This window comes from uncultured Reyranella sp., assembly GCF_945957355.1.
GTDB lineage: Bacteria > Pseudomonadota > Alphaproteobacteria > Reyranellales > Reyranellaceae > Reyranella.
The window spans coordinates 159,463-174,725 of the sequence record NZ_CAMFKM010000009.1; the positions used below are offsets into that span (position 1 = coordinate 159,463).

The 15,263-nt window shown below is 67.0% G+C and carries 17 protein-coding genes; 10 read left to right on the top strand and 7 right to left on the bottom strand.

Annotated features, from left to right (window positions below; all coding sequences use genetic code 11):
- The first annotated feature begins 24 nt into the window (after positions 1 to 24).
- Positions 25 to 573 (top strand): hypothetical protein, encoded by a 549-nt coding sequence (locus Q0Q48_RS16400; protein WP_295139762.1) that lies wholly within the window; start codon positions 25 to 27, stop codon positions 571 to 573.
- Here Q0Q48_RS16400 and Q0Q48_RS16405 read toward each other — a convergent pair.
- The gene (locus Q0Q48_RS16405; protein WP_295139763.1) at positions 570 to 908 is read right to left on the bottom strand and encodes a helix-turn-helix domain-containing protein; all 339 of its coding nucleotides are present in this window, start codon (positions 906 to 908) and stop codon (positions 570 to 572) included. The genes Q0Q48_RS16400 and Q0Q48_RS16405 overlap by 4 nt on opposite strands.
- 106 nt (positions 909 to 1,014) lie before the next feature.
- Here Q0Q48_RS16405 and Q0Q48_RS16410 point away from each other — a divergent pair, with 106 nt between their 5' ends.
- Positions 1,015 to 1,875, top strand: coding sequence for an NAD(P)H-binding protein (locus Q0Q48_RS16410; RefSeq protein WP_295139764.1), 861 nt, complete (start codon positions 1,015 to 1,017; stop codon positions 1,873 to 1,875).
- 70 nt (positions 1,876 to 1,945) lie between these two features.
- Here Q0Q48_RS16410 and Q0Q48_RS16415 read toward each other — a convergent pair whose 3' ends face one another.
- Positions 1,946 to 2,632, bottom strand: coding sequence for a DJ-1/PfpI family protein (locus tag Q0Q48_RS16415; protein WP_295139765.1), 687 nt, complete (start codon positions 2,630 to 2,632; stop codon positions 1,946 to 1,948).
- A 79-nt stretch (positions 2,633 to 2,711) separates the two neighbouring features.
- Here Q0Q48_RS16415 and Q0Q48_RS16420 point away from each other — a divergent pair, with 79 nt between their 5' ends.
- Positions 2,712 to 3,671: a GlxA family transcriptional regulator gene (locus Q0Q48_RS16420; RefSeq protein ID WP_295139766.1), complete on the top strand. Its 960-nt coding sequence runs from the start codon at positions 2,712 to 2,714 to the stop codon at positions 3,669 to 3,671.
- On the opposite strand, the gene Q0Q48_RS16425 is transcribed toward Q0Q48_RS16420, so the two are convergent.
- From Q0Q48_RS16425 to Q0Q48_RS16435, 3 genes are read right to left on the bottom strand one after another with little or no spacing between them, the layout of a single operon-like run.
- A complete protein-coding gene (locus Q0Q48_RS16425; RefSeq protein ID WP_295139767.1) occupies positions 3,660 to 5,048 on the bottom strand; it encodes an MFS transporter in 1,389 nt (462 codons plus the stop codon). The genes Q0Q48_RS16420 and Q0Q48_RS16425 overlap by 12 nt on opposite strands.
- A 3-nt stretch (positions 5,049 to 5,051) precedes the next feature.
- Complete coding sequence (locus tag Q0Q48_RS16430) at positions 5,052 to 5,927, bottom strand: TauD/TfdA family dioxygenase (protein ID WP_295139768.1); 876 nt, start codon at positions 5,925 to 5,927, stop codon at positions 5,052 to 5,054.
- An 11-nt stretch (positions 5,928 to 5,938) separates the two neighbouring features.
- On the bottom strand, positions 5,939 to 7,168 hold the full coding sequence (locus tag Q0Q48_RS16435; RefSeq protein ID WP_295139769.1) for a serine hydrolase domain-containing protein: 1,230 nt from the start codon (positions 7,166 to 7,168) through the stop codon (positions 5,939 to 5,941).
- Between the two features lie 75 nt (positions 7,169 to 7,243).
- On the opposite strand from Q0Q48_RS16435, the gene Q0Q48_RS16440 reads away from it, so the two are divergent.
- From Q0Q48_RS16440 to Q0Q48_RS16450, 3 genes are all read left to right on the top strand, one after another.
- Complete coding sequence (locus Q0Q48_RS16440; RefSeq protein WP_295139770.1) at positions 7,244 to 8,143, top strand: SDR family NAD(P)-dependent oxidoreductase; 900 nt, start codon at positions 7,244 to 7,246, stop codon at positions 8,141 to 8,143.
- Positions 8,144 to 8,172: 29 nt separating this feature from the next.
- On the top strand, positions 8,173 to 9,147 hold the full coding sequence (locus tag Q0Q48_RS16445; RefSeq protein ID WP_295139772.1) for a tripartite tricarboxylate transporter substrate binding protein: 975 nt from the start codon (positions 8,173 to 8,175) through the stop codon (positions 9,145 to 9,147).
- Positions 9,148 to 9,539: 392 nt separating this feature from the next.
- The gene (locus Q0Q48_RS16450; protein ID WP_295139774.1) at positions 9,540 to 10,046 is read left to right on the top strand and encodes a hypothetical protein; all 507 of its coding nucleotides are present in this window, start codon (positions 9,540 to 9,542) and stop codon (positions 10,044 to 10,046) included.
- A 12-nt stretch (positions 10,047 to 10,058) separates the two neighbouring features.
- Here the strand turns inward: Q0Q48_RS16450 and Q0Q48_RS16455 are convergent, their stop codons facing one another.
- Entirely contained in the window at positions 10,059 to 11,480 is a 1,422-nt protein-coding gene (locus Q0Q48_RS16455; RefSeq protein ID WP_295139776.1) for an amidase family protein, read from the bottom strand.
- Between the two features lie 108 nt (positions 11,481 to 11,588).
- Here Q0Q48_RS16455 and Q0Q48_RS16460 point away from each other — a divergent pair, with 108 nt between their 5' ends.
- The 3 genes from Q0Q48_RS16460 to Q0Q48_RS16470 all read left to right on the top strand — a co-directional run bounded on the left by Q0Q48_RS16460 (position 11,589) and on the right by Q0Q48_RS16470 (position 13,193).
- On the top strand, positions 11,589 to 11,897 hold the full coding sequence (locus Q0Q48_RS16460) for a hypothetical protein (protein WP_295139778.1): 309 nt from the start codon (positions 11,589 to 11,591) through the stop codon (positions 11,895 to 11,897).
- A 70-nt stretch (positions 11,898 to 11,967) separates the two neighbouring features.
- The gene (locus Q0Q48_RS16465) at positions 11,968 to 12,855 is read left to right on the top strand and encodes an MBL fold metallo-hydrolase (RefSeq protein WP_295139780.1); all 888 of its coding nucleotides are present in this window, start codon (positions 11,968 to 11,970) and stop codon (positions 12,853 to 12,855) included.
- An 11-nt stretch (positions 12,856 to 12,866) separates the two neighbouring features.
- Positions 12,867 to 13,193, top strand: a complete 327-nt coding sequence (locus Q0Q48_RS16470) for an NIPSNAP family protein (RefSeq protein WP_295139782.1) — start codon at positions 12,867 to 12,869, stop codon at positions 13,191 to 13,193.
- Positions 13,194 to 13,209: 16 nt separating this feature from the next.
- On the opposite strand, the gene Q0Q48_RS16475 is transcribed toward Q0Q48_RS16470, so the two are convergent.
- Positions 13,210 to 14,199 (bottom strand): tripartite tricarboxylate transporter substrate binding protein, encoded by a 990-nt coding sequence (locus Q0Q48_RS16475; protein WP_295139784.1) that lies wholly within the window; start codon positions 14,197 to 14,199, stop codon positions 13,210 to 13,212.
- A gap of 46 nt (positions 14,200 to 14,245) precedes the next feature.
- Between Q0Q48_RS16475 and Q0Q48_RS16480 the strand changes: the two genes are divergently transcribed.
- Positions 14,246 to 15,220 carry a tripartite tricarboxylate transporter substrate-binding protein gene (locus tag Q0Q48_RS16480; RefSeq protein ID WP_295139785.1) on the top strand — a complete coding sequence of 325 codons (975 nt, stop codon included), beginning with the start codon at positions 14,246 to 14,248 and terminating at the stop codon, positions 15,218 to 15,220.
- Positions 15,221 to 15,263: the final 43 nt, after the last annotated feature.

Genomic DNA, 15,263 nt, shown 5'->3' on the forward strand with positions numbered 1-15,263 from the left:
CGTTTTCTCTGAGGGAGCCGTCGCATGGCCTACACGCTCGACACGTTCGTCAAGGATGCGCAGGCCGCGCTCAAGACGCATGAGGGACCCGCCGGCCGCGAGCAGGTTCGCATGCTGCTGGAGAAGCTGCTGGCGAACCCGTCCTTCGTCGACGAGGCCGTGGGCCCCGCCGCGCCGATCGGCACGCGCAAGCTCTACGAGGACAAGGACCTCGGCTTCGTCGTGCTGGCGCATTGCAATCCCAAGCCGCACAAGAGCCCGCCGCACGATCACGGCGCCTCATGGGCGGTCTACGGCCAGGCGGTGATGTACACCGACATGAGCGAGTACAAGCGCGTCGACGGCGGGACAGACGCCGGCGACGCGAAGCTCGAGAAGGTCAAGACCTATCGCCTCGAGCCCGGCCACGCCGGCGTCTATGACGTCGGCGCGATCCACGCCATCGACTATCCCGACGGTAGCCGCTTCGTGCGCGTCACCGGCCGCGACCTCGACTACGTACGCCGTCTCAAGTTCGACATGGCCGCCGGCAAGGCCATCACCATTGAGAGCGCGACGGCCGGCGCCAACTAGCCGTCGGCGCGTCCGCGCCCGCGCGGACGGTTCGCATCGCCCCAGGCCACCATCGCATCGAGGATGGGGCCGAGCGTAAATCCCTTCTTCGTGAACGAATACTCGACATGGGGAGGGATCGTGTTGTGCACCCTGCGCGCCACGATCCCGTCCTGCTCCAGCGCGCGCAACTGCAGCGTCAGCATGCGCTGCGTGATCCCCGGAACCAGGCGGCGCAGCTCGTTGAAGCGACGGGGCTGATCCTTCAGGTGGTACAGGATCGTCGGCTTCCAGCGTCCGCCGATCACTTCGACCGTCGCCGTGACCGGACACCAGGGGGCCTTCGTCTCGGCCATCGCGCGCGCCTCCAAATCCATGACTGATACCTAGTATAAAAAATGTGCGTACTTATGAGAAGTACACCGGGATGCTAGGTGCGGCTCCACAACCTTGGAGGTCGCAATGTTCGTCATCATGGGAGCCACCGGTAAAGTCGGGGGCGCAGCGCTCGAGACCCTGAAGCAACGCGGCACCGCCTTGCGCGCGGTGGTGCGCGATCCGGCGCGTGCACAGGGGCTGGGCGTCGAGACCGTCCGCGGCGACGCATCGGAAACGGAAAGCCTCGCCGCGGCTTTCACGGGCGCGGAGGCGGCCTTCGTGATGCTGGTCCCGCCGTATCAGGCTCAGGACGTAGTGGCCCAATCGCGTGTCATGGCCCGATCGATCGCTGCCGCGGTGCGCGCGGCAGGGGTGCCGCATGTCGTGGCGCTCTCGTCGGTCGGTGCGCATCTCCACGAGGGCAACGGCATCGTGCAGGTCCTGCATGACTTCGAAGCGGCCCTTGCCGACGCCGCACCGTCCCTCGTTTTCCTGCGCCCGGGCGAATTCCTGGAGAACTGGGCGGCCATGCTGCCGGTGGCGCGAGAGGCGGGCGTGCTGCCCTCGGGCAAGCTCGCGCTCGACAAACGCCATGAGGCCGTGTCGGCGCTCGATGTCGGCCGCGTCGCGGCGGACCTGCTGCTCGACCCGCGACCGGGGACGCGCATCGTCGATCTCGCGGGGCCGGCGCCCTATTCGGCGCTCGATGCGGCGGCAGTCCTGTCGCGTCTGCTGGGCAAGCCGGTGACGGCGGTGCCGTCGTCGCGCGAACAGTCGGTGGCGGCGCTGGTGGCCGCGGGCCTCGGGGCCGATTACGCGGCGAAGCTCGCGGAGCTCGACGAGGCGATCAATGCTGGCCGTCTCGATTTTCCGCCGAGCGATGACCTGCGCCGGGGCACGGTGACGCTCGACGCCGTGCTGCAGCGCCTCGTGGGAGGCGGTTGAGGATCGCCGGGACGCATCGGCGGATGGTCGTCCCGACCGCCGCCATGGTCCCGTTCATCGCCGCGCGGCGCTAGGCCAGTCGTGCGGCAGCGGCCTGGTTCGCTTCCTCGCGCTTCTGCAGCATCGCGTGGATGCGTTCCTTCAGCCGCTCGACGCGTTCCGGTCCGGCCTTCTCGGGGCTGCCCGAATCGAAGGGCGGCTTGGGATCGTATTCCAGGGTGAGCTGAATGGACCTGGCCACTTCCTCGCCGGCCAACTCGGCGGCGAGGGTGAGGCCGAAATCGATGCCGGCGGTGACGCCGCCACCCGACACGCGATTGCGGTCGCGCACGACCCTGTCGGCGACCGGGATCGCGCCGAAGGCCGGCAGGAACTCGCGTGAGGTCCAGTGGCAGGCGGACTTGTATCCCTTCAGAAGCCCCGCGGCGCCGAGCACCAGCGAGCCGGTGCAGACCGAGGTGACGTAGCGTGCGCCTTCGGCCTGCTTGCGCAGGAAGGAGAGCGTTTCCTCGTCGGTCATCAGCGCGACCTGTCCGCCGCCGCCCGGTACGCAGATCACGTCGAGCTGCGGGCAGTCGGCGAAGGTGGTCGTCGGCACGATCGAGAACCCGGCATCGGTCCGCACGGGATCGAGCGTCTTCCAGATCATGTGCAGTTTCGCGTTGGGCACGCGGCACAGGACCTGGGCGGGACCGGTCGCGTCGAGCTGTGTGACGTCGGGGAAGAGCAGGATGCCAATATGAACCGTGTCTGCCATGGGGAATCTCCGTTGTTGGTCGAGACAGTAGGCGCTCCGGCGGCTGGCAGAAACGTCAAATAGAGAGTAATTTCTGCCAATGCCCAAGCCGCACCGCATCGCCATCCTGGCCTATGAAGGTTGCCAGCTCCTCGATGTCACCGGGCCCGCCGCCGTGTTCGGCGCCGCCAACGAGGGGCGTGAGCGCCCGGCCTATGAGGTCGAAATCGTCTCGCCCGATGGCGGTCCGATTACGTCCAACTGCGGCGTCGTGCTGATGAGCCGCCGCTTCGGGAAGCGCTACGATACGCTGCTGGTCGCAGGCGGCTCGCGGGGGCTCAAGGCGGTGGTCGCGCGCGAGGACGTGCGGCGTTGGTTGCAGAGGGTGGCGCCCCGCACGCGGCGCTTCGGGTCGGTGTGCACCGGCGCCTTCGTGCTGGCGGCGGCCGGCCTGCTCGACGGCAGGCGCGTGGCGACGCACTGGGCAAGCTGCCAGCGGCTGGCCGAGAAGTTCCCCGCGCTGACCGTGGATGCCGATGCGCTCTATGTCGTCGACGGGAAGGTCTGGACTTCGGCCGGCGTGACGACCGGCATCGACATGGCGCTGGCGCTGGTCGAGGCCGATCTCGGCGCGGCGACGGCCAACCTGATCGCGCGGCACTTCGTGCTCTATGCGCGCCGGCCCGGCTACCAGTCGCAGTTCAGTCCGCTGTTGCAGGTGCAGACCGAAGCCGCTGCGCCGTTCGCCCGGCTGATCGAATGGATGCAGGCCCATCTCGCCGAGCCGCTCGACGTGCCGGCACTGGCAGTCCGCGCCGGCCTGTCGGAGCGCAGCTTCTATCGCAAGTTCGTCGAGGCGACCGGCAAGACACCGGCGCATTTCGTCGAAGGGCTGCGGCTCGACGCGGCCCGCACCTTGCTGGCCAAGGGCCTGCCGCTCAAGACGATCGCGGACCGCGTGGGCCTGCGCTCCTCGGCACGGCTCGGCCAGGCCTTCGAGCGCCGCTTCGGCATGGCGCCGTCGCTGTTCCGCGAGATGCACGCCGCGTCAGTGACGTAGGCGCAGGCTGCTTAGGATCAGGGCGGTGAGGGCGAAGCCGGCGCCCAGCCAGAGCGCAGCCCGCGCCGCATCGGCGGCGCCGCCGCCCGAGAAGTCGAACAGGCCGAAGACCAGGGCCACCAGCGCGGCGCCCATCGTCTGGCCGAGCGTCCGGGCCGTGGCGATGATGCCGCCGGCGCTGCCGCTGCGGTCGCGTGGCACGGCGTTCATCATCAACCGGTTGTTGGGCGAGGCGAAGATGCCGAAGCCCGCGCCGCACAGGACCAGCCGCCACATGATGTTGAAGGCCGACGGGTCCGGCGGCAGCAGTGCCGTCAGGATCATACCTGCGGCCATGCTGGTGAGGCCGATCGTGCCCAGGGCGCCGGCATGGTGGCGGTCGGCCAGCCGCCCGGCGATCGGGGCGACACCCGCCAGCGCCAGCGGCCAGGCCGTCAGCAGCAGGCCGGTCGCCGTGGCGTCACGTCCCAGCACCGTATGGAAGAAGAAGGGCAGGCTGACGAAGGCCAGGCCCTGTGCCGTGAAGGTGCAGGTCGAGGCCGACACCGACAGCGAGAAGATCGGCCGGCTGAACATGTCGATCGGCATCATCGGGTCGGCGAGCTTGCGCTGGCGCCAGACGAACAGGGTGCCGAAAAGGGCCGCCCCCACCAGCTCGGCGACGATCACCGGCAGGGGATGGCCATGGCCGACGCCGTCGATGCCGAAGATCAGCAGGCCGAAGGTGCCGCCGGACAGGACGGCCGAGAGCACGTCGAAGGGCCGCTTGGCGTGGGTCGTCACCGGCAGGTACCGGCCGGCCAGGAAGAAGGAAAGAATACCGAGTGGAATGTAGACGGCGAACAGGATCGGCCAGCTCGTGATCGCGAGCAGGGCGGCGCCGAGGCTGGGACCGGCCGCCAGCGAGGTCGCCACGACGGTCGTGTTGAAGCCGAGGCCGCGGCCGAGCGCGGCGCGCGGATAGATCGATCGCACCAGGGCGGGCTGGATGGCCATGATGGCGGCACCGCCCAGCCCCTGCAGCGTGCGGGCGGTGATCAGCCAGGCGAGCGAGGGCGCCAGGACGCAGCCGATGGACGCCAGGGAAAAGACGACGAGGCCCCAGCGATAGACGGTGCGATAGCCCACGATGTCGCCCAGCGCCGCCACCGGCAGCAGCATGACCATGAGGGCGATCTGGTAGGCGTTGACGATCCAGATCGAGCTCTCGGCCGTGATCGCGAGGTCGTTCGCGATGTAGGGCAGGGCGAGATTGGTCATCGAGTTGCTGAGCACCGCCATCGACAGGCCGATGGTGATGGTCGCCACGGCGGCGAGCCGGCGAGGTCCCGGCGGCATGCCGTCGGGGAGCGGACCGGCTGAAGCGGGTTCGGCCATCTGTTACTGCGGGACCGTCAGTTCGTCGCCGGCGATGGTTGTCCGCTGCATCAGGCGCTTGTGCCTGGTCGCATCGTAGTAGGTGGCGCGATGCAGCACGGCGCGATTGTCCCAGACGATCACGTCGCCCTCGCGCCAGGCGTGGGACATCATGAATTCCGGCTGCTCGGCACGCTGCGCCAGCTCCCACAGGATCGCCTTCGACATCGGCTCGGGCCAGTCGAGAATCCGGCCGGCATGGGCGCCGATATAAAGCGCGCGGCGGCCGTTGATGGGATTGTCGCGGAACATGCGTTGCTTGACCGGCGGCAACTCCGCCAGCGACTTGGCACTCAGGATGCCCTTCTGCACTCGGTCGCGCGAGTGGGCCAGCGCATGCTCGGCGACCAGCGGGTGGATCGTCGCCTGCAGGGCGGGCGGCAGCGCGTCCCAGGCGGCGCGCATGTTCAGGAACTCGGTGTTGCCGCCCTCGGGCGGGCAGATCCGCGCCGTCAGGATCGAGCAGAGCGACGGGATGCGCTTGAAGGAGGAGTCGGAGTGCCAGAAGTAGTTGGCCTTCTGGTAGATCATGCGCATGTCGTCCGGCGGGATCGGCTCGCCGGTCATGATGTCGAGATTGGACTGGCGCTGGAACTTGGTGCCGGCCGCGGGATTGGCGCTGAGGGTCGTCTCCAGCGGACCGAAATTCTCGCTGAAGGCGATCTGCTTGTCGTCGTCCATCGCCTGGTCGCGGAACAGAAGGACGGAATGCTCCTCGAAGGCGGCGCGGATTGGGCCGAACTCGCGCGCCGAGAGGGGGCGCGTGATGTCGATGCCGGTGATCTCCGCACCGAACAGTGGATGGAGCTTGCGGACTTCGATGCTGCCGGTGTTGCGCATGGCGTCGGCCCTCAGTCGATGATCGCCTGGTAGGTGAGGACGCGCAGCTCGCGCCGGATCGGGTAGGTCGAGGAGGGCATGAGCTGCGTCAGCAGCACCACGGCCATGTCCTCCACCGGATCGATCCAGAAGGCGGTGGAGGCGGCCCCGCCCCAGGCATACTCGCCGGGCGTGCCGGCGATATAGGCCTTGGCCGGGTCGATCATCACCGAGAAGCCGAGGCCGAAGCCGATGCCGGTATAGGTCGATTCCGAGAAGCGCGGCGTGCCCATGTCGGCCATGTCGCCCTTGAGATGGTTCATGGTCATCAGCTCGACCGTCTTGCGGCCGAGCAGACGCACGCCGTCGAGTTCGCCCTTGTTCAGCATGAATTTGCAGAAGCGCAGATAGTCGGAGGCGGTCGAGACGAGGCCGCCGCCGCCGGAGTTCACCTTGCGCGGCGCGAGGTAGCGGCTCTTGGCCGGATCGTCGATCAGGTCGAGCCGGCCGCCCGGACCGGCGGCATAGTTGGCGGCGAAGCGGTCGTGCTTTGCGGCGGGCACGTGGAAGTCGGTGTCGACCATGCCGAGCGGATCGATGACCTTTTCCTTCAGGTACTTCTCGAAGGGCTGGCCGGAAATCACCTCGACCAGATAGCCAAGGACGTCGGTGGAAACCGAGTAGTTCCACGCCTTGCCGGGCTGCGCGATCAGCGGCAGCTGGGCCAGCCGCTCGACGACCTGCTTCAGGCTGGTGTCGGCCGTCTGGAAGTCGACACCGTCCTGCTTGGCGCGATAGGCGGCGTCGACCGGGTTGCTCTCCATGAAGCCGTAAGTCAGGCCCGACGTATGGGTGAGCAGGTCGCGGAAGTTGATCTCGCGCTCGGCCGGCACGGTCTCGATCTTGCCGCGGCTGCCGCCCACCATGACGCGCGGGTTGGCGAAGGCGGGGATGAACTTCGAGATCGGATCGTCGAGCTGAAACCGGCCCTCTTCATAGAGCATCATGATCGCCACCGAGGTGAGCGGCTTGGTCATGGAATAGATGCGGAAGATCGTATCGGCGCGCATCGGCTTGTTGCGGGCGAGGTCCGACTTGCCGGCCACCTCGGCGAAGGCGAGTTCGCCCTTGCGCATGAAGCAGGTCACCATGCCGGCCAGCTTGCCGCTGTCGACCCACTGGTTCATCCAAGTGCGCACGCGGTCGAGCCGCGCTGCGGAAAGCCCGACCTGTTCGGGGGTAACGAGCGGCAGCGTGTCCATGGCGATCCTCCCTTGAGCCCCGCTACACTAGCCTAGGACGACAGGTTTCAGACACGCAAAAGACGGGAGGGAGCAATGGCGAGATTGTGCGAAGGACGGGTTGCGATCGTGACGGGCGGCGCCCGCGGCGTCGGCCGGGAACATTGCCTGATGCTGGCCGAGCATGGCGCCAAGGTGGTCGTGAACGACCTGGGCGGCGACCGGGCCGGCAAGGGCCATGATGTCGGTCCCGCCCAGCAGGTCGTGAACGAGATCAAGGCGATGGGCGGCGAGGCCGTGGCCAACGGCGACGACGTCTCCGACTGGAACGGCGCCAAGCACATGATCGACCAGGCGGTCGAGGCCTTCGGCAAGCTCGACGCCATTGTGCTCAACGCCGGCATCCTGCGCGACCGCATGCTCGTCAACATGAGCGAGGACGAGTGGGACGCCGTCATCAAGGTGCATCTGAAAGGTACCTTCGCACCGGCCCGCCACGCCGCCGCCTACTGGCGCGACCAGGCCAAGCTGAAGGGGGGGCCGGTCGATGCGCGCATCATCACCACTACGTCGGTCTCGGGCATCTACGGCAATATCGGCCAGACCAACTACGGTGCGGCCAAGGCCGGCATCGCCTCGTTCACGATCATCGCGGCGCGCGAACTCGCCCGCTATGGCGTGACCGTGAACTCGATCTCTCCCTCGGCCTTCACGCGCATGACCGAGGACCTGCGCGAATACACCGAAGAGGACAAGAAGCGCCGCGACCCCAAGTGGATCGCCCCGGTCGCGACGTGGCTGGTGAGCGAGGACAGCCGCGAGGTGACGGGCCGCGTCTTCCAGGCCGGAAATGGTATTTTCGCCGTTGCCGAGGGCTGGCATAAGGGCCCGACCGTCGAGCAGATCATGGATCCGGTGCAGGCCGGCAAGGTACTGGCCGAGATCGCCCGGAAGGCCCGCAAGAACGCCGGCATGAACGGTCTCGATCTGGACTGAAACAAGCAGGGAAGAAGAAGGAACAACAGATGATGAAGATCAATCGCCGCACGGCGCTGGCGGCGACGGCCGCGGCTGCGTTCATTCCGGGCGCGGTGCGTGCCCAGGCATGGCCCAGCAAGCCGATCCGCTGGGTCGTGCCCTACACGGCCGGCGGCCTGACCGACGTGACGACACGGCTTACGCTCGAGAAGATGAACGTCGGCCAGACCTTCGTGGTCGACAACAAGCCCGGCGCCAATTCGCTGATCGGGGCGGAAATCGTCGCGAACGCGGCCCCCGATGGCTACACCTTCCTGACGGTGATCGCGGCCCATGCCGCGAACAAGACGCTCTATGCCGGCAAGCTGAAGTTCGATCCGGTGAAGGGCTTTGCGCCGGTGTCGCTGGTCGGCGTGGCGCCGCTCATCATCTGCGTCACCAACGGCCTGCCGGTGAAGAACGTGGCCGAGCTGATCGCCTACGCCAAGGCGAACCCGGGCAAGCTTTCGTTCGGCTCGTCGGGTGTCGGCGCCGCCGCGCACCTCACCAGCGAGCTGATCAAGCAGGTGACCGGGATCCAGATGGAGCATGTGCCCTACAAGGGCACGGCGCCGGCGCTGGCCGATCTCGCCTCGGGCAACATCCAGCTCCTGATCGACGCGCCGATCGGCGTGATGACCCAGGTACGCGCCGGCAAGATCCGTGCGCTCGCCATGCTGTCGAAGAACCGCGTGCCGGGTGTCGAGGAAGTGCCGACCATCGTGGAGGCGGGCGGTCCGCTGATCGAATCGTCGACCTGGGTGATGTTCCTCGCGCCGGCCGGCACGCCGAAGGAGATCGTCGACAAGGTGTCCGCCGAAGTCTCGAAGGCGGTGAAGGACGAGGCGCTGCGCAAGCGGCTGGCCGAGCAGGCCGTGATTCCCGTGGGCGCGACGCCGGAGGATACCGGCAAGTTCCTCCAGGAAGAGATCGACAAGTGGGAGAAGGTGATCAACACCGCCGGCGTGAAAGCCGACGCCTGATCCCGTATCCGGATTGGTTTCAGCGGCGCCGGCAAGACCGGCGCCGCTTTCTTTTGGCTGGCCGTCTTCGCCGGTCGGCGGTGAAGATGGAGGGCCGGCGGGCGCTGCAGGTCGCGCCATGCCGTCGAATCGAACGCGCCGGCAGGGCCTGCGACGACGTGGCCGGACCGGGCAGCGCAGCGGCCGTCGGGACCGTGGCCCGCCCATGCCGGTCCGGCGGTCAAATCGTCCGGCCCTTTTGTTTTGGACCTTTCGACGCCTTTGTCTCTGTTTTCAGCGCCTGTGAGGCTCGATCGATTTCTCCTCGGCTGCAGCCGCGAAAGCGAGCAGGCGACAGTGTCTGTGCAGCCTCAGCGCTTTACTCGCTTCGTGCCCTGTCGTTTCCTCTAGCCATGGTTTCGACCTTGAGTCTGGCGAACGGCCTCACGCTTCTGTTCGCTGCCCTTTGCCTCTGGACGATGGCGGCGCAGTCGCGCGGCGGTGTGACGACCCTGGGCCGCGTGGCGTTGCCGGGCGGCTTCGCCTTGATGGCGACGCTGATGCTGCTTGCGGGCGTGTTCGAGGCGAGCTTCCTGTTCGACATCCTGTGGGTTGGCGCCTTTGCCGTCGGCTCGGTGATCGGCCGCATCCGCGGATGGATGCTGAGCGTGCAATCGAACCGCGAGGCCGGTCTCGTGTCGCTGCCCGCGACGATCGACGGATTCATCGCGGCGCTCGCGCTCGCCGCGCTGTCCGGCATCGACTTCACTTCGGCGATGCTTGGCGAAGCCTTGATCGAGCCGGGTTACGTCGCGGCGGCCAGCGCGCTCTGCGCCGGCTTCCTCGGCTATCGGGTCCTCGTCATCGCGTTGCGCGTCGTTCGTCCGACGCCGCCCGGCAACGTGTCGCGCGCCGCCTGACGGCGCGCGTCTCTACAATCTCTTGAGTGTCTCAAGCACGCGTGGTTGCGGCCAGGTCCAGCCGCTCGCGCTTTCGTAGGCGCGCATTGCCTGCAGCACGGTCGCGTCGGCATGCGGTGCACCGATGATCTGCAACCCGACCGGCAGTCCAGCCTTCGTCAGGCCCGCGGGCATCGAGGCAGCCGGCTGGCCTGTGAGATTGCAGGGCAGCGTGTAGGGCGCACCCTTGGTCCAGCGCGGGAAGGCGTCCGAGTTGTAAAGCGTTTCCACCGGCGGGCCGGCCGTCGGCGTGACCGGCGCGAGCAGCAGATCGTAGGTGCGATGCCAGAGCGCGAGATCGCGCGCCAGCCTGCTCCTGGCCTCGAACGCCTTCGCATAGTCGGCGAGTGTGATCGCCAGGCCTTTTTCCATGAGAGCCCGCAGACCCGGATCGAGCTTGCCGTGAAGCTGGGTTGGGATCTGCCGGAAGCGCGTGGCGAAGCTGCCGATCCACAGCGGCTCGAAATGCTCCTGCAGCGGCTCGAACATCGGGCCGACTTCCTCGACATGCGCGCCGAGATCCTCGAAACGCCGCGCCGCGGCCGCGACGAGCTCGCGCACTTCCGGATCGGCTTTCACGTGTCCGAGATCGAGGCTTAGGCCGATCTTCCAGCCGCGCACGCCGGCATCGAGGCCGATCGTGTAGTCGCGTGCTTCGGCGGGCAGCGAGCGCCAGTCGCGCGGGTCGGGGCCTGCCGTGAGGTTCAAGGCCATCGCGGTGTCGAGCACCGAGCGCGCCAGCACGCCCTGGCTGATGACGTCGGCGAAGGGGGCATCGGCGGGGTATTGCGGAATGCGTCCATAGGACGGCTTCAGGCCGACGAGGCCGGTATGCGCCGCGGGGATGCGGATCGAGCCGCCGCCGTCATTGCCATGGTTGAACGGATTGACGCCGGCCGCCGTGAGCGCCGAGGCACCGCCGGAGGAACCTCCAGGCGAGTGGGCGAGGTTCCAGGGGTTGCGCGTCGTGCCCTGCAGCGGCGAGTCGGTGAGCGCCTTCCAGCCGAATTCCGGAGTCGTGCTCTTGCCAACAAGAATCATGCCGGCGGCAAGAAACCTGTCGGTAACGGCGGCGTTGTCGCTGGCCGGAGTCTCGTCCGTGGCCTGCGATCCATAGCGCGTCGGCCACCCCTTGACGTTCGTCGTGTCCTTGATCGTCGTCGGAATGCCGTCGAACGGCGACAGGGGCTGCCCCTTTTGCCAGCGTGATTCTGCAGCCTTTGCAGCGGCTTGTGCGCCTTCGGTGTCGAGGAGGACGAGCGCGTTGAGGTGAGGTTGAAGCGTCGATGCACGCGCCAACATGGCGTCGACGATCTCGACTGGAGAAACTTCCCCGCGCGCCAGCAGTTTTGAAAGTTCCGATGCAGAAAGCCAGTCGAATGCAGGTTCAGACATGCGCAATTGGTCGGTTCTCGACGAAGGTTGGATGTTTCAGAGTACGTGGGAGACAACAGTGTCGACTCTGATTTCTCCTAAGTCGAGAGCGTATTGGAGAGAACCGCGATGGAAACCGTTACAGCACTTGTCGCCGCCGGGGCCGCCTTCGGGCTTAGCCATCTGATCGGTCGTTCGCTGACCGCTTCGTTCCTTCTGGTCGCTCTTGGTGGCCTGCTCGCCGGTGTCGGGTTCGCCGTTCTCTTCTTCATATCGACCGTGACCGTCGGTCATCTGATGCCGAACCTGTTCGAGCCTTGGCTGCTCGGCGTACTCTTCATCGCGCTGCTCGTCGTGGCGCCGCTCGGTGGCGCCGCCATCGCGGCGCTGACACACTGGCACGTCGAGCGTGTCGACGCCGCGCGCCTGCCGTTCTAGGCGCGAAACGGGCGTCTTTCCCGCAACCGTCCTGCGACGCTAATCTCCCGGACGAACAGGGGAGGTCAGGATGGTCGAAGTGAAGCTCGGCGCCGGCACGGCCGTGCGCATCGAAGAGAGCTACGAACCGAACTTCGACGCCAAGACCTTCTTTCCCGACTGGGATCCTGCCGTCGTCGAGCGTCACCGCAACTGGCTGGTGCCATCGCACTATGACGAGGCATCTTCCTTCCTGAAGCTCAGCATCCACAGCTGGCTGCTGAAGATCGGCGGCAAGACGATCCTGATCGATACCTGTGTCGGCAATCACAAGTCGCGTCCCCATCGCCCGAAGTGGCATCTCATGGAGACGAAGTATCTCGAACGGCTCAAGGCAGCCGGCGTCGAGCCCGACCAGGTCGACATGGTGATGTGCACGCATCTCCATGTCGACCATGTCGGCTGGAACACGCGGCTCGAGAACGGCAAATGGGTGCCGACGTTCAGGAACGCGAAGTACGTGTTCAGCCGTGCCGACTACGATCACTACCTGAAGCTCGACAGCGATCCCGCGACCGGACCGGTCAATGCCGGCTCGTTCCGCGACTCGGTGCTGCCGGTGGTCGAGGCGGGGCTGACACAGATGGTCGATGGCGCGGCCCGGCTCGACGAGAATCTCGCGGTCGAACCGGCACCGGGGCATACGCCGGGCACGATCGCCATCAAGTTCGAATCGCGTGGCGAGAAGGCGCTGTTCTGCGGCGACATCCTGCACCACGCGCTGCAGGTCTATCATCCCGAGTGGAACAGCTTCGCCTGCGCCGATGCCGTGGGCGCGCGCACGAGCCGGCGCGCGGCGCTGGAGCATTGCGCCGGGAGCGGCGCCCGGCTGATGCCCTGCCACTTCGGAGCACCGTTCAGCTGCCACATCGACCACGAAGGCGATGGGTTCGTGCCGCGCTTCGGCGGCCAATTCTAGGGAGAGAGACGATGATCTATGAAATGCGGGTCTACAGGTGCGTGCCGGGCCGCCTTCCGGCGCTGCTCAATCGCTTCAACACCATCACGCTCAAGATCTGGGAGCGGCACGGCATCAAGCAGGCCGGCTTCTTCACCACTTTGATCGGCGAGTCGAACCAGGAACTGACCTACTTCCTCGCCTGGGAGTCGCTGGCCGACCGCGAGAAGAAGTGGAATGCCTTCGCGGCCGACCCGGAGTGGCTGGCCAAGCGCGCCGAGACCGAGAAGGACGGCGCCATCGTCGAGAACGTCTCGGTGCAGATGCTGACGCCGACGGGCTTCTCGTCGGTCCAGTAGGGCGTCCAGTAAGGGATCACTCCGCCTTGAGGCCCGCTTCCTTCGCGAGGCGGGCCCACTTGGCGAAGTCCCGGGCCACGTAGGCCGTGAACTCGGCGGGCGATCCGAATTGCGGATCGGCGCCGAGTTCGGTGAATTTCCGTGCGACATCGGGCGAACGGATGGTGGCGTCGACGGCCGCGTGCAGGCGCTCGACGAGTGCCTTCGGCGCGCCGGCGGGCAGGAACACGCCATAGGAGATCGCGGCCTCGTAGCCGGGCAGCCCCGACTCAGCGATGGTGGGAATGTCCGGCGCCGCCGCCGAACGTTCGAGGCTGGTCTGGCCCAGCGCACGCATCTTGCCGGCCTTCACGTGCGGCAGCGCCGTCGACAGGCCCCCGAAATAGAGATCGACCTGGCCCGCCATGAGATCGGCCATTGCAGGACCGCCGCCCTTGTAGGGCACGTGCACGATGTCGAGCCGGCCCATCGCCTTGAAGAGTTCGAGTGCGAGGTGGGTCGCCCCGCCGGCGCCGGCCGAGGCGCCATTCAGCCTGCCGGGCCGAGCGCGGGCCAGCGCCAGCAACTCGGCGATGGTCTTTGCCGGCAGGTCGGGACGCACGACCAGCAGCATCGGGTTGATGCCAACCGGCGCCACGGCGACGAAATCGGTGCGGACGTCGTACGGCATGTTGCGGCTGAGCGCCGGGGCAACCGTCGTCGAGCCGTTCGACGCCAGCATGAACACCGAGCCGTCGGGCGGGCTCTTGGCCGTGAAGCTGGCCGCGATCTCGCCATTGGCGCCGGCCTTGTTCTCGACCACCACGGCACGGCCAAGCCGTTCGCCGATGCCGGGCGCGATCAGCCGCGTCAGGAGATCGTTGGGGCCACCCGGCGGGAAGCCCACGATGAAGCGCAACGGCCGATCTGGAAAATCCGGCGCCTGGGCACGAGCCGAAGCCCACGGCGACGCGGCGGGCAGGGCGGCGAGGCCGGCGAGCACACCGCGGCGGAGGGGCTTGCTCATCCGAGAAGTATGCTAGGCTTTTTGCAACACAGGGAGGAAATGAAAAATGCAACGTAGAACATTCGTGACTACGGGCGCGGCGGCATTGGTGGGATCGCTGGCCGGCTGGCCGGCCCTTGCGCAGAAGATCAGCGGCGACGTGCGCTTTCTCTGCGGCTTCGCGCCAGGCGGCACGGCCGACCTTCTGTGCCGGATCGTGGCCGAGGCCGTGACCTCTGAAGTCGGACAGAAGGTGATCGTCGATACCAAGACCGGCGCCAGCGGCTTCATCGCCAACGAGATCGTCGCCAACGCCCCGCCGGACGGCCGCACGATCGGCCTCGCCGCTATGGCGGCCCTGTGCGTTTCGCCGGTGATGCCGGGGCAGAAGCTGCCGATCAACGTCGACACCGACCTGACGCCGATCGCCAACATCGCCGGTGTCACCAACATGCTGGTGGTCGGCAAGCACATGAAGTATCGCACGGTTCCGGAGATCATCGATTTTGCGAAGAAGAACCCGGGCAAGCTCACCTATGCTTCGGCGGGCAACGGGACGTCGCAGCATCTCGCTGCCGAACTCTTCAAGAAGATGGCCGGCATCAACATCCTGCACGTGCCCTATCGTGGCGGCGCGCCCGCCATCCAGGACATGATCTCGGGCAATTGCGACATGATGTTCGGCAACATGCCGGAGTTCCTGGGCCAGATTAACGGCGGGGGATTGATCCCGGTCGCCTTCGGTTCGCCCAAGCCCTCGCCGCTCTTCCCCAACCTGCCGCTGATCTCGAAGTTCCTGCCGGGCTTCCAGGTGGTGAACTGGTTCGGCGTCTTCGGCTCCAAGGGCCTGCCGGCCGACCTGGTCGACTTCTGGAACAAGGCGCTCCGGGCCGCCGTCGCCAAGCCGGACGTCCAGAAGCGCTTCGCCGAGAGCGGCATGGATACGATCATCGGGTCGCCGGCCGAGTTCAAGGCGACCATCATGGCCGATCGCAAGAAGTGGGAAGAGGTCATCAAGGGCGCTGGCATCCGCGCCGACTGACGATGCCTCTCGCCGCCACTCCACACGGCGCCCTTCACTACGA